At 70.8% G+C, this 13889-nt stretch carries 8 protein-coding genes; 4 read left to right on the top strand and 4 right to left on the bottom strand.

All coding sequences use genetic code 11. The features are described 5' to 3' along the window. Nucleotides 1–419: 419 nt before the first annotated feature. Nucleotides 420–2012 carry a hypothetical protein gene (locus IH61_RS0110580; protein WP_324607592.1) on the top strand — a complete coding sequence of 531 codons (1593 nt, stop codon included), beginning with the start codon at nucleotides 420–422 and terminating at the stop codon, nucleotides 2010–2012. Here IH61_RS0110580 and IH61_RS0110575 read toward each other — a convergent pair. Beyond that, nucleotides 1952–4117: an NB-ARC domain-containing protein gene (locus IH61_RS0110575; protein ID WP_051836785.1), complete on the bottom strand. Its 2166-nt coding sequence runs from the start codon at nucleotides 4115–4117 to the stop codon at nucleotides 1952–1954. The two genes, IH61_RS0110580 and IH61_RS0110575, sit on opposite strands and share 61 nt — an antisense overlap. 318 nt (nucleotides 4118–4435) lie before the next feature. On the opposite strand from IH61_RS0110575, the gene IH61_RS0110570 reads away from it, so the two are divergent. Next, the gene (locus IH61_RS0110570) at nucleotides 4436–6028 is read left to right on the top strand and encodes a translation initiation factor 2 (protein WP_234327120.1); all 1593 of its coding nucleotides are present in this window, start codon (nucleotides 4436–4438) and stop codon (nucleotides 6026–6028) included. A gap of 12 nt (nucleotides 6029–6040) precedes the next feature. Here the strand turns inward: IH61_RS0110570 and IH61_RS0110565 are convergent, their stop codons facing one another. Then, entirely contained in the window at nucleotides 6041–8116 is a 2076-nt protein-coding gene (locus IH61_RS0110565) for an NB-ARC domain-containing protein (protein WP_031068102.1), read from the bottom strand. Nucleotides 8117–8268: 152 nt separating this feature from the next. Here IH61_RS0110565 and IH61_RS0110560 point away from each other — a divergent pair, with 152 nt between their 5' ends. Then, nucleotides 8269–8694 (top strand): hypothetical protein, encoded by a 426-nt coding sequence (locus IH61_RS0110560; protein ID WP_031068100.1) that lies wholly within the window; start codon nucleotides 8269–8271, stop codon nucleotides 8692–8694. A 307-nt stretch (nucleotides 8695–9001) separates the two neighbouring features. On the opposite strand, the gene IH61_RS0110555 is transcribed toward IH61_RS0110560, so the two are convergent. Both IH61_RS0110555 and IH61_RS44375 read right to left on the bottom strand, forming a co-directional pair. Next, nucleotides 9002–9523 (bottom strand): hypothetical protein, encoded by a 522-nt coding sequence (locus IH61_RS0110555; RefSeq protein ID WP_158844877.1) that lies wholly within the window; start codon nucleotides 9521–9523, stop codon nucleotides 9002–9004. A 633-nt stretch (nucleotides 9524–10156) separates the two neighbouring features. After that, complete coding sequence (locus tag IH61_RS44375; RefSeq protein ID WP_051836749.1) at nucleotides 10157–11605, bottom strand: hypothetical protein; 1449 nt, start codon at nucleotides 11603–11605, stop codon at nucleotides 10157–10159. Nucleotides 11606–11913: 308 nt separating this feature from the next. On the opposite strand from IH61_RS44375, the gene IH61_RS0110545 reads away from it, so the two are divergent. Further along, on the top strand, nucleotides 11914–13854 hold the full coding sequence (locus tag IH61_RS0110545; RefSeq protein WP_031068094.1) for a hypothetical protein: 1941 nt from the start codon (nucleotides 11914–11916) through the stop codon (nucleotides 13852–13854). Nucleotides 13855–13889: the final 35 nt, after the last annotated feature.

Here is a 13889-nt window from a genome sequence, read left to right as displayed (position 1 = left end):
CGGACCTGGGTGCGCGATCCCGTGTTGGGTTGGCTCTCCATGCTCCTGACCAGTGGGTTTCTCAGGAGCGGATAGGCTTGGCACCTGTACGGAGCCTGTGCACGGCTCGGCGTTGCTCGCTTCTGGCAGCAGGGAGGTGGAACGGTTGCCCTACGTGCCGCCGTGCGGTATGGAGAATGCCGCGAGCCGCGAGCCGCGAGCCGCGAGCCGCCTGATCTGCGCTGTGGGATCCTGCGGTCGAGCGGAGGTACACGATGGATCCCTATGAGCGCATTCACGTCCCTGTGGGGGCGGATGCCCACCGCTGGCGAACGTTCGAGGGCGAGCGAACCGTGGTCGTGGCCGCGCGGACGGTCACTTCGCTCGTACGCGTGCTGGATGTGGTTCCGGAGGTACTCCGCGATGACGCCCGAGTCTCCGTGGTCTTCGCGTATGACCCGACGTCCGCCTTCAACGACGGTGTCCTCGACCAGCTGCGCTCGCTGGGCTGTCGCACCATGCTGTGGCCGCAGCTGGCCGAGTGCTCTCCCGATCTGGTGATCTCCGCGTCGGAGAACCTCACCGTCCCGCCGGGCGGGTACCCGGTCCTGGTCCTGCCCCACGGCATCGGTTTCCAGAAGCAGGTTCCGGACTCGGCCGGTCCGGGCACGCGGCTGTCCGGCCTGGTCCCAGACGCGTTGCTGGCGGCCCGCCGGGCCTGGCTCGCGGTGTCGCACCCCGCCCAGGAGGCCCAGTTGGCGTCCTTCCACCCCGGCACGGTCGGCAGGACAGTGCTGGTGGGCGACCCCTGCTACGACCGTCTCCTCGCCAGCGAGCGGTGGCGCGAACGGTATCGGTCGGCCCTCGGTCTGCTCCCCGGTCAGCGACTGGTACTGGTGACCTCGACCTGGGGCACGGAGTCGCTGGCCGGACGCCACCCGGGGCTGCCTGCCGAGCTCTTGGCACTGCTCCCGACCGACGAGTACCGGGTCGCTCTGGTCCTGCACCCCAATGTTTGGTCCGGGCACGGCGCCTGGCAGGTGGGCGTCCTCCAGCGGACGGCTGTGGAGGCCGGACTGACCACCATCGACCCTACGGACGGCTGGCAGCAGGCTCTGGTCGCCGCAGATGTGGTGATCGGGGACCACGGATCGGTGACGATGTACGGTGCAGCGATCGGACGGCCTGTCCTGCTCGCCGCCTTCGGCTCCGAAGCCGTCCCCGACACCGCAGGCTGGGCCCTGCGCGCGAAGGCCCCCTGGCTGGACACTTCACAGCCCCTGCCCGTACAGCTCGAGGCAGCCCTGGCCGATCACCGCCCGGACCGTTACGACCTGGTCACCTCCATGGCGTTCGCCGCTCCCGGCGAGGCACTCCCCCGGCTCCGGGAGACGGTCTACGACCTGCTCGGCCTGGCCCCTCCGAAACGGCCCTCCCGTACCGCTCGCGCCTTCCCGCTGCCGCTCCCCGGCGCCACACCGCCTTGTTCGCACCTGGTCCGCACCACGGTTACCAGTGTCCAGGCAGGCGCGGTCGAGGTGGAGCTGGAGCGGTTCCCGGCCGTGCTGGCGGGCGAACTGGCGGAGACTGCGGACACTTTCCGGCATCTGGCCTCCGACGTGGACGAGCCGGACACTCGGCTCGCCGAGAGCGCCACCACCGTCCTGGTCCGCGCGGCCGTCTTCTCCTCCGAAGACGGCCGACGGCGGATCACCGAGCTGCTGGCCGATTCCCCCGGTGCCCGGCTGGCCGCTGTCTCCGGTGAGAGTGGGTGCCTGGTCGGCGTGCGTGGTGGGGGGACGGTCGAAGTCGCCGCCGTATCCGGTTCATGCCCGGATCCAGGAACCGCTGCCGCAGCGGTGTACACCTGTCTACGCCTCGGCGTACCACCGATCGGCGTCACAGTGACGGTGCGTCGCGGCTCGCTCGGGCAGGAACTGCTGCTCCGGGACCAGCATTCGTCCTCGACCGGTCAGCCGCTGGTGAGCCGGGACAGGACCTCCGCCGCGTGGGGGCTCCCGCCCTCCTCGTAGACCGCGAGTGCCCTGCGCAGGCAGTCCCGCGTCTCCGCCGGATCGTCCAGCAGGTCCGCGAGGTCCTCCAGGGCCCGTGCCTCGTAGTGGGACGCCCCCTCTGCGCGAAGGTCTGTGACGGCCTGCCGCAAATCGGTCACCGCCCCTGCACGGTCTCCGCGGCGTGCTTTCGTTCGGCCCAGGTCGGCCAGCACCCGCGCCGCCATCCGGGCGTCTCCGCGGGCGAGGAGGCCCGCTCTCGCCTCTGCAAGGCCGGCCAGGGCGGCGACGTGATCGCCACCGACGCTCTGTGCGCAGCCGAGGAAGTACCGGGCCAGCGCGGCGCCGCGCCCCTCTCCGGCTTGGAGGTTCAGCGCGAGCGAGGCCCGGTACGCGTCGGCTGCGCGGGCCGGGTCGTGCCGGTCCCAGTAGCGGCCCAGGAACTCTTGCACCGATGCCTGGAGGTCGATGCGGCCCGATTCCACCGCCAAACGGTCCGCGGTCTCCAGATGTTCGCGCGCCTCGTCGTCCCGGCCCAGGTCGAGCAGCGGCCGGGAGAGCAGGCTGCGCAGCCTTGCCTCGGCCGCCGGTTGTCCGTCGCGGTTCGCTGCGGCGGCTCCCAACTCCAGGGACTCGCGCCAGTCCGCGACGTGCCGGTGGTGCAGGAAGAGCACGGTGAACGCCTCCGTCAGTTGCCACGTATGACGGTCGAAGCCGAACGTCGCGGCGGCCCTGAGGACCGCGAGAATGTCACCGCGTTCGGCTTCCAGCCAGTCCAGGGCGTCCTGCCGGGAATTGCCCGAGCTCTCGAACGGCCCGTTGCCGCTGCTCTCCGGGTCGCGGGCACCGGATCCGAGGACTTCGGTGGGCTCGGTGATCCTCAGGCGGTCGGCCCGGACCGCAAGGTCCGCCAGCAGTGCCAGGGCCCTGTAGTGGCCGCTCGCCAAGCGGACCACCTCCCGCTCCGTTCCGGGCGGGTCGAGCCGCCGGGACATGTCCCTTGCGTGCAGCCGGACCAGGCCGTGCACGGTGTACCGGCCGTCCTCGGAGCCTGTCAGCAGGCTCGCTGCCTCAAGGGTGTCGAGCGCCTCCTGGGCGGCCTCCCGGGAGTGCCCGGACACCAGCGCCGTCAGAGCGGTGTCGAACGCCTGGTTGGGCAGACAGCCCAGGATGCGATAGACCTTCGCGGCGGTGTCAGGGAGGTCCCGGTAGACGAGTTCGAGTGCGGCCGCCATGGTTCGCTCCTCTCTGCCGGCCGATGCAGCGATCCGTGCGAACCGGCTCTGCTCGTCGGCCAGTTCATCGACGAGCGCTCCGATCGTCAGCCGCCGGTGGGTCATCAAACGGGCGGCGCAAAGCCGCAGCGCCATCGGCAGCCCCCCGCACAGCCCGACCAGCTCTCCTGCAGCGTCCGGCTCGGCATCGACCCGCCGCTGCTCACAGAGCGCAGCCAGGAGCTCCAGTGAGCTGTCCCGGTCGAGGACGTCGAGGTGGAGCAGTGTGGCCCCGTCGAGGGCGAGTTCTCCCAACCTCCAGGTGCTGGTGGCGAGCACCGCGCTGCCGACGCCCTGGGGCAGCAGCGCGGTGACCTGTGCCGGCTGGCTGACGTCGTCCAGCACCACCAGCATCCGCCGGTCGGCTGACAGGGTCCGGTAGAGCGCGGCACGGTCGGCGAGCCTGGCCGGCAGGTAGGGGTCGTACACACCCAGGCCCCGCAGACACATCGCGAGCGCTTCCGACACGTCCCCGCCGGCACCACCGGACAGGGCCCCGAAGTCCACGTAGAACTGGCCACCCGGAAAGCGCTCCTGGTGACGGTGAGCCCACTGCCGGGCAGCGGCACTCTTCCCGATGCCGGGAAGACCGCTGAACACCCCGATAGGGCAGCCCCTGACATCCTCGGCGTCAGCCAATACACCGTCCAGCTCAGCGAGCGCCCACTCGCGGTTGACGAAGCGATGCGGCGGCCGGGGGACCTGGTCAGGACGGCGGGACACCTGGTCCGGGGACTGCGACGCGTGGTAGTTGAAGGTGATGCCCCCGTGAACGCTGCCGACCTGGGCGATCTGGCCGTGCACGTTCCCCGGCAGACTGTTGACCACGTGCTGCGGCAGCGGCTGTTCCACGTTCTCCCGCCCGCTCACACAGCCCACCGCCTTCCGGATCCCCGATGAAGTCACGTTACTGGAAGGAACCCTCAGAAGGACGGCGGTTCGATCGATACGATCGGGGTATGCCACACAAGGCCCACAAGGTCGAGTCCGCCACCCCTCCACCATCTTGTATTGAATCCATCCAAGCCGATAGAATTGTCGGTTTGCGGGCAGCGGGCAGCGGGCAGCGGGCAGCGGGCAGCGGGCAGCGGGCAGCGGGCAGCGGGCAGCGGGCAGCGGGCAGTCCTGATCGCGGTGCGTTCTGCCGGGGCACTTCACCGGCTTCTGGACGTGCTGCCGGTGTTCCTCGGGGACCAGCGCATCACCACCCGCTTCACTCTCGCCCCGGGCTCCGACTTCGGTGTCTCGGCCCTCGCCGCGCTCGACCGGTCCGGTGCCCGCACCGTTCCGTGGGAGGAAGCCCTCCGCACCGACCACGACCTGGTGCTGGCTGCGAGCCCCAAGGGTGAACTGCGCGAACTCTCCGGCCCACGAGTCCTGCTCCCCCACGGGGCGGGTTTCAACAAGGCCGTCCGCGACGATGGCTCGCCAGGCATACCCTCGGGGCTCGATCCTGCTTACCTGCTTCCGGACGGTGTCCCTTGGGCCGACCTGCATGCCCTCGCCCATGACGATCAGGTAGCCCTTCTGGCCCACTACTGCCCCTCCCTGGCGGGTCGAGCCGACGTGGTCGGGGATCCCACCCTTGACCGGCTTCTGGCATCGGTCGGCCATCGTGCTCACTACCGCGACGCCCTGGGTACAGGGTGGCGACAGCTGGTGGTGCTCACCTCGACCTGGGGACCGGAGTCCCTCCTGTCCCGACGCCCCGAGCTGCCTGGCGAACTGCTCGACCTGCTGCCCCAGGACACCTTCCAGGTCGCCCTGATCCTTCACCCGAACGAGCACAGCCGGACCGGCGCGTTCGACCTCTCCCGTCGGCTGGCCCCCGCGTTGGCCGCAGGGCTGGTGCTTTCCCAGCCTTACGAGGAGTGGGCGTCGCTCCTGGTCGCGGCCGATGCAGTGGTCAGCGATCACGGGTCCACCGCTCTGTACGCCGCCGCGCTCGGCCGTCCGGTCGTGAACGCGTACGACGGCGGTGACGAGTTGCTCCCCGACAGCCCCATGGCGCGGTTGCTCGCGCAGGCCCCCCGGCTCACCGAGGCGCGACGCATGGAGGATGTCCTGTCGGAAGCCGTCGGGCAGGAGACCCGCCTGGTCGCGGAGGCCGCCTTCGCACGGCAGGGCCGGGCCCTGCATCAACTGCAACGGACGCTCTACGGCATGCTCGGTCTGCGCCCGGTCGCCGCCGCTCCGGAAGCCGAGGCATTCCCCGGTCCGGACGGCGTGGGCCACCGGGCGATGGCCCACGCCGTCCGGACCAAGGTGAACGGCCTCCGGATCGACGTGGAACGCTTCCCCCCACAGACCCCGCACGCGGTGCACCACCTCGCGGCCGAGTATCCGAAGGCCGGGCTGCGAGCCCTGCAGAGCGCGGCCGTGCTGTGGCAGTGTGCCCGGCCGACGGGCACGGCCGATCCGCGACGAGCCTCCAGCACCTGGACCGCCGCCGGGTGGACGACTCACGTGCTGGAGGAGGCACCTCGGTGCCGTACCGTCGCCGCGGTCCTGTCCGCCGAGAGGTGCCTCCTCAGGCACCGCTCGCACGGGCTCCTCAGTATCCGGATCGAGCCGCAGCGGGCCGGGGGGCGCATGTCACGCATCGATCCTGTGGCAGCGGTGTCCGCCGTACACGCCTGGCTCGGCACCGCAGCACCCGCCGTACACTCCGTCCCGGTCGTCCTCACCTGCGAAACGGGACCGCTCAGCGTGCTCGTTCATGTGACCCCTCCCATCCCCGAGGACCTCGACCACGAACTCTGACCGCCCGCCCCTTCAGCCTCCGTCCCGCAGCAGCCGGGATGCCGCCCGGTGCTGCTCGGCCTCGGCGAGGTCACCCCGGTCTTCCGCCAGTACCGCCAGTTCCTCAAGTACCCGGACCTCATCGGAGCCCGACCGCCGTTCGCGGGCCCCGTCCAGCGCAGCCCGGACCAGGACCTCCGCCTCCTCAGCACGGCCTGACAGCCGCAGCGCCCGCCCGAGTTCGAAACCCGACCGCGAGGCCATCCGGCCACGCGCCTGGTCCCGCGCCATTCGGTGGCTCTCCTCCAGCAGCCGGACCGCGCTGCCGAGGTCCCCGCCCGCCAGAGCGGTCCGGCCCAGCAGGTAGGTCTGCAGGAGTACTCCGTATTCGTTCCCGATCTCCACGTGCACCGCCCGGGACGCCTCGAACTCGGAGGTGGCCCCGCTGAAGTCGCCGTTCGAAGACTTCAGCAGCCCACTGAACTCCACGGCAGATGCCTGCAGCTTGCGCTCCTGTACCCGGTCGCCGAGGACACCGTCCAACAGCCGGGAGGCCCGCAGCGCGTGATCAACGTGCTCGGCCGCCTCGTCGTGGAAACCCTGCTCCCACAGCGGACGGGCCAGCTGACACCGCATGCGGACCATGGCCGGGAGGAACTCGCTCTGATCTGCGGCAGCGACTCCGAGCCGGAACGCATCGATCACGTCCGCGTAGTGCGGGTGATCGAGGAAGTGGGTCCACAGCGGCTCGCAGAGCGCCCAGGCGTCCACGTGGCGCCCGTCCCCGACCGCGGTCCGCACGCACCCGAACAGGGCGAGCCGCGCCGACTCCAGCCAGCGATAGGCCGCCGCCGCATCCGGGAAGTCTACGTCGACCACCTCCGGGCCGACCGGCTCCACAATCGGTGCGAAGGTCATCCGGCGACCGGCCGCCACGAGGTCCGCACGGGCCGCCTGCCTGCGGTACCACCTGACGACGGAAGACCGGGCGGCCGCCCCGGCCGTAGCGTCCGGATCGACCTGCCGAGCCCTGCGTTCGGCGTGGCCTCGCAGGAGGCCGTGCATCCGGTACCCGTCCGGCCTGTACTCCAGCAGACCGGCGGCTTCCAGTTCCTCCAGCGCGTCCGCAGCCGGTCCGGGGGCGACGCCGAGTAGGGCGGCGGCCGGCAACTCCCCGAGGGCGGGCCCGGGATGCTGCGGCAGCAGCCGATAGAGCCGTGCGGCGGCCGGCGACAGCCCTTCGTACGCGGCGTCCCAGACGGCCTCGACCATGGGAATCCCCTTCCCGTACAGTTCGGCGGTCAGTTCCTCGACCAGCCGGGACAGACTCCGCCTGCGGTACTTGCGCACCCACTGCCCCGCCACCTGCAGAGCAGCGGGAAGACCCTCGCACCCCCGGGCCAGTTGCACGGCAGCATCCGGCTCGGCCTTCAGACGCGGGTCCTCCACGATGTTGCCGAGCAGGCGCACCGCGTCGTCCAGCGACAACGGACCGACGGCCACCTCCACCGCCGCCGTCCCGTCGAGGTCGTACAACGGCGCCTGACTCGCGAGGATCACCAGGCTCCGGCCCGAGGCCGGCAGGAACGCACGGACCTCACTGCCGAACCGCACGTTGTCGATGAGGACGATGAGCCGCTTGTCCCGGGTGTGCGACCAGTACTGCTTGGAACGTCCGGCGGCGCTGTGCTCCAGCCACTCCGGCGCGACCCCCAGCGCCGTGAGCATGCCGCCGACGGCGTCCGCGACGTCCACCACCCCGTCTCGACGCAGATCGTCGAGGTCGACATGGAGCACACCGTCCGGGAACCGGTCGGCGAACCGGCGCGCCAGCTGGTACCCGAGGGCCGTCTTGCCGATGCCGCCGATCCCGGTCAGCGAAACAAGCAGCGGGCCCGCGCCCCCAGTGTGCTCCGCCACGGCCCGCTCGACGCACCTTTGTTCGGCCTGGCGGTTCTCGAACGGCACCGTGTGGGGCGGTACTTGGTACGGCATCGACCTCCCCTGGCGGCGGTCGCCATCCTGATGGAAGTGCAGTTCCCCGATGTTCCGGGCCTGGACCACCGTCTCCGCCCGCCCGTCCACACTGTTGCGAGTCTCCTCCGACATGGGACCAACACTAGGTCCCGCAGACAGGAATGACGTCGCGGCTGATCCCGCGTCCCGTGAATCGCAAGGACGATCGGAAGAAACCCGTGCCGCCCCGGCGGGATCTGCCTATCGTGAAGAGCGCTGACACCAAGGAACGAAGGAGTACCCCGATGGACCCGATTACCGCCGCTACCCTCACGGCACTCGCCAGCAGCGTCGCTGGTGAGGCCGGACGCCAGACGTGGCAAGGACTCTCCGCGCTGGTGCGGCGCCCGTTCCGCCGTGGCGGAGCGGACGAGCAGGAGGAACTGCCCGGCATCAGCTCGGGCGAGGTGGAACTGGTCGCCCTGGAAGCGGTACCCGCCGATCCCGGACGGGCTCAGGCACTGGCGACCGCCCTCGGTGTGCGGGCGGCTCTGGACCCGGAATTCCGCGTACTCCTCGACGAATGGTGGACCCAGGCAGCGGCCGATTCTGCCGGCTCCGTCCACAACACCATCAGCGGAGGAACTCACAACGGGACGGTCGTCCAGGGCCGGGACTTCTCCAACCTCACCTTCAACATGCCGGCTACCCCGTACGGTGACCGGTCATAGGAACTGACCTACACCTGCTGCCGGGTCCTGGAACACCGGCCGCGTTCTGGGACGTCGGCCCGGCCAACGCCTGGCCTGCAAGGGCCGCACCCGCTATCTGGTCACCGGGCGCCGCCCTGGGCCCGCACGGTGCCCAACCCGACACGCCTGTCCGGACACGGGCTGGGCCTGCACTCCTCTCTGACCGATGCACGACCGTCCTCGACGAGACGATGTGACACCGGTGAGCACCACTCGGGCACCGTGTCGCTTCGGATGGATCGCATCCCTTCCGCCACGGTGGCGAAGTCGGGTCCTGGTTGTGGTGTCAGCGCCATGGGCCGTCGCCGACGGACTGCCCGTCTCCGGGCAGGGCCGCGCCGTCGTGCATCCGGGCAGGCAGTTCGCTCCAGTCCTGGAGGGCGCCTTGGAGGAGGTTCTCGAACTGCGCCCTGCCCTCGTGCTCGAGAAGGTCTCGCAAACATGCGCAGTCCTGCATCACGGCGCCGCCGGTGAAGCAGACGAAGATCCCGGCCACTTGGAGGCCGCGCGCCGCGACGGCGGTCTCCTGTCCGAACGGCAGCGGTACGCGGGCGGCCAGTTCCCGTGCGAAGACCTGCTCGATCCGGGGCCGCCCCAGGGCGGCCAGCAGCCTGCCCACGGCATTGCCGACGATGCCGTGCAGCGACTTCTTCCCGTCCAGAAGTGCGCGGGCGAGCGTGGCGAGCGCCTCGCAGCCGCTTCCCCGGTGGCGTTCGACGAGGGCGTTCCAGGTGGTGTCGCTCACGTGCCGCAGCGCCTGGGTGGCGATGGTGTCACCGCCGCCCGCCGCCACGAGATCGGCACACACGCGGGCGGCACTGTCCGTCTCGGCACAGGTCACCACCCGCAGTGGGCTCGGAGCGGGCCGGGGCCTGGTGCGCTGGGCCGGGATACAGGGTGTCCTCGACGGCGGCGTGGCCCGTGTGCTCGATGAGGGGCGATTCACCGTGGAACTGGGCCGTCGCGGCCTTCGGCCGACCGACGCCGCAGGTGCACCACCCGCAGCCCGCCTGCGTGACGACGGCTCAACGGGACGTCGGCCGGCGGGCAGGCCCTGGTGCAGGTGGCAGCGGAGCCCAGGGCTGGCAACCCGGTTCCGGCAGAGCTTTATGTCCTTCTTCATCGCACGGCACCTGTTGACCATCCGCAGAGAGTGACCAATCGGAGGCATGCGGGGAAGAGGGCCTGGGTCTTGCCGGCCTGATCGAGTCACCCCGGATAACCCTCTGACCTCCTTGGTCAGGCGTTCCCCGACAATGGGGCAGCCCACACAAGGGCTACCGCTGCGGGAGGCTGCCCGGTTCCGTTCGACCGCCCGTTCGCCGACCGCGTCGAGAAGAGGCTGGGCACCGTTCCAGGCCCGAAAGCCTCCTGGTCGCTGCGGACGGTGGGCGAAGGTACCTGCGCACCTCCGCCCACCCTCCGCTGCGAGCCCGGAAGATCACCGGCGGAAGCCGCGGTGGGGGTCGCGGGCCTTGACGTTCCCGAAGGGTTCGAACCATGCCTGCGCGCGCAGGTCGCCCACGCCGAGCTGGCGGTTGGCGTCGCCGTCGGGGTCCTCGATGCCGTCGAAGCGGGAGCTGTAGAGCATGAGGACGTCAGTGTCCTGGAAGAACGTGTCCGTGCAGGCGTCGAAGTCGTAGTCGTCGCGGTGGACCGGCAGTGCGCTGTGCTCGGTGTCGTCGGGGTCGTCCTCGATCTCGTCGGCGCTGTCGCCGGCGTCGGCAATGGCGAGATGCAGGGCGAGTTCCTCGGCCGTGCAGGTCGGCCGCGGACGGCGGCCGTGGGCGAGGTCATCGGCGAGGTCGTCGGCGGCGCGGGCGAAGCGGCGCCGCCACTGGAGGTCGGTGGCGAAGGTCAGTTTCGGCAGGCGTGGAAACACGCCCCAGTTGCCTTCGTGCTCATCCGGTACGAGGCGTCCGTCACCGAGTTCATCCGCGTCCTCGTACGCCTCGTCGGCCAGGCACGACAGGGCGGTGTGGAGGAGGTCGGCCGTGCGGGGAGTCAGCTGCCACAGGCAGCGCTCTTCCTCACATTCCGGGTCCTCGCAGTGTGGGGTCTCCACCGTGAAGAGCGTGGCGAAGTCGGGAAGTTCCTCGCCGGGGCCGCTCCCGGCGGGCTGCCCGGCCTTGGCATCTCGTCGGCCGGGGCCGAAGTCCGTTACGACGGGTTCCGTGCTCCAGGCGGCGACCTCGTCGCCGTTGCTCCGCTGGAGCAGCGAGCCCTGGCTTTGGTCGGTGAGACTGTCCGCCCCGTCGACGTCAACGGGCGGCTCGGCAAGCCACATGACCGCGCCGACCACGTCGTGCGGGTCACCGCCATCGAGCTGGTCGGCGGGCATCGGCTCCCAGCCCTGCTCGCCGGCCGCGTCCAGCAGGGCCTGCCAGTCGCGGACGTGGAACTCGCGGAGCGTGGTGATTCGAACGACGTGGCCCGGCAGGTCACGAAGCCGCAGCTCGCCTGGTGCGGGGCCGTCGGGTTCCGGGGCTTCATCGTTGTCGCCGCCGTCCTCGCTGTCGGTGTCGTCGTCCTGGCCCGACTCCTCGACCTCGGCCTCCTCGGGCCAGGTGATGTGTGTTCCGACGGTGGCCGGCCAGGTGCCGGCGGCGATGTGGGCCACGGCCTGTCGGAGCGAGGACGCCGGGGCGTCCGGCAACTGCCCGCACAGGCCGTCGACGGACTCCGCAGGCAGAGCGCCGGACGCCCGGCGCAGGCTCCGGCGCAGCAGTTCGGCTGCGCGGTGGGCGAGTTGGGGGTCACGACAGGTGAGGACGGCCTGGAGCGAGTCGGGGCCGTCGTCGTGGGAGAGGAGTGCGAGGACGCGGCTCTTACTGGGAGTGTGTTCGCAGTGGAAGTCGCGGGGCACGGCGGTGAGTTGGTGCTCGGACATGCGGGGAACTCCGGTGCGGTGGAAGGCGTGTCCCGGTACAGGCACGCGAAAGAGAGTGGAGTTCCGCTGGTGGGCACGCTGCTGACGCGCCTCCGGACGGTGGAAAAGTGCATCGGCCGAGGCTGGTTCCGCCGATGCCGTCAGCGGTCCGGACCTGATCCTGTCCGACACCGTACCCGAGTCACCGAGGAGTTGTCCCCGGTGAAGCCGTGACAGTCCCGCCCCTCGTCTGGTCGCTCGTTCCCGGATTGTCCGACCGAGGGAGCAGGATGGGCTCTGACGAGTCACCGGGGAGAGGGAAGCAAGGAATGGCCACCGACGAAACCCGGCTACCTGGGGAGTTCCTGGCCACTCTCGCGGCCGGTGCCGAGCCCGGGTCCGCGGCGGCCCGGATGGCAGCCGAACAGGCCCGTGGCGTGGCCGACGGCCAACAGGGCGGGCCGCTCCTCGCGGCGCTACTCGCCAAGCCGTACCGGGATTCGGCACCCGCCTGGCTGCTGGAGGCCGCGGTGGCGAACGGGCTGCGGCAGAGCGAGAGCGAGTACGAGTACCTCGCCGGGTCGACGTCGCTGGTGGTCCTCGCGCTCATCCACCCCGACTGCGATCCGGTTCTGCGGGCTGACGCGTTGCGCCGCTGCTCCGACCGCCTGCTCGGCTCCCTCGGCACCGCCGACCGGCCGGCCGACCTCTGCGCGGCCGTCGCCGACGAGCTGCGCAGGCGGGTGCCGAAACCACCACATATGGCGCCCGAACTCCTCAAGGAACCGACGCCCGCGCAGGTAGTCCTCCGCGCGGAGCGCCTCCACGACGCCGTGTTCGAAGCCGCCGTCTCGCTCCTGCCCGACGACCTCGACCACACGCAGCTGGACGGCGAGGACTCCGACGCCTGGTCCAAGCGGATCAGGAAGGCGTTCGACGCCTGGGGCCACATGTGGTCGGCCGTCCTCGAGCGGCACCCCGACCGGCACCCCCAGCTCATCGCCATGACCACCGGCACCTCGGCGAGCCGGGTCGTCCGCGACCAGCTGCTCGGCGGCGTTCCGTGGACGGTCGAGCCAGCTCTCCTCCGGCAGCTCGCGTTGGACGACCTTTCCCGGTTCGATGCCGCCATGCTCACTGTCCGGATCTGCGCCTTCCTCCAGGACGGCTCCTCGAAGGAGCAGGCCCGCCAACGCTTCGCGACCGAGCTCGCCGCCCTGGACGAGACCGAACGTCGGGACATCGAGTTCCTGTACCTGCGCGACGGCTTCGAGGCCCGCTGGGGCACCTCCTCCGCCGTCTCCTGGGTCAGGCACGCCGCCGACGGGCGGTGGCGCCTCATCCTGAACCCCACCGAGGCCAAGCCCGCCCACGGCGATCCCCACACCTGGCGAAGCCAGCCGGACGAACTCGCCGATCTGGGGCGGCACTTCGCCGAAACGGCCGTGCAGGCCCTCCGGACCTGGAAGCCGAAGGACCTCTACGGGATCAGCACGGCGTCCGACCTGCGCTGGGTTCGCGACATGCTGGTCCACCTGCCCGAGCTCACACCGGCCGTCGAAGCGACCGTTCGACTGGTGATCCGCGACGCCCGCCGCGGCCGGTCCGGTCCACAGTCGTACGACTACAAGTCCCAGGAGGACCGGCGGCAGTTCGACGAACTCCTGGACGCGATCACGCGGATCGTCGCCGACCCCGCCCCGCAGCCGCCCGCGACCCGTCGCACGGCCCTCGGCAACCCCGAAGATGTGACGGTCCGGAACTTGTCCGCCGTCACCGCGGAGGTGCTCGACGCGTACCTGGACCGGCACGCCGGTGACGACGCGCTCGTGGAGAAGGCACTGCTGTCCGTCGCCTGGCACGGCCACCGCAGCGATCCGCCGTTCGCCTCCGTCCTCGCCCGCCACTCCGACCCACAGCACGCCGTCCGCACCCTCACCCGTGACCTGCGCCTCAGACTCGGCGGCAACCCCACCAACCGCGAGACGTGGGCCCGGGAGGTCCTCGCCCTGCCCGACTGCCCCGACGAGATCGTTCTGGCCCTGCCCTCCTGGACGGCACTGAAGGCCCGCGGTCACCGCTACAACAGCACGCATCCCAGGGTGATTGCCCTGGTGGAAGCGGCCCTCGGAGACGACCGCCAGGCATGGCAGCGATTCGCCGACAGCCCGATCGGTAACACCGGCCCGAGCGCTTGGCTCCGCCTCGGAGACATCCTCACGGCTGCCGCAGACGGAACGGCGTGGCCCAAGCCACCCGGTTCCCGGTGACAGTCCCGGGCTGCGCCGAGACGCACTGGCCGCGT

Source organism: Streptomyces sp. NRRL WC-3742, from assembly GCF_000720635.1.
Lineage (GTDB): Bacteria > Actinomycetota > Actinomycetes > Streptomycetales > Streptomycetaceae > Kitasatospora.
The sequence above is the reverse complement of the archived record's forward strand: the minus strand, read 5'-3'. Positions and strand labels throughout refer to the sequence as shown.

Excerpts from the sequence above, each read along its gene's own strand:
- IH61_RS44375 (WP_051836749.1), bottom strand. The coding sequence starts at position 11,605 with ATGTCCGAGCACCAACTCACCGCCGTGCCCCGCGACTTCCACTGCGAA.
- IH61_RS0110545 (WP_031068094.1), top strand. The coding sequence starts at position 11,914 with ATGGCCACCGACGAAACCCGGCTACCTGGGGAGTTCCTGGCCACTCTC.
- IH61_RS0110565 (WP_031068102.1), bottom strand. The coding sequence starts at position 8,116 with ATGTCGGAGGAGACTCGCAACAGTGTGGACGGGCGGGCGGAGACGGTG.
- IH61_RS0110560 (WP_031068100.1), top strand. The coding sequence starts at position 8,269 with ATGGACCCGATTACCGCCGCTACCCTCACGGCACTCGCCAGCAGCGTC.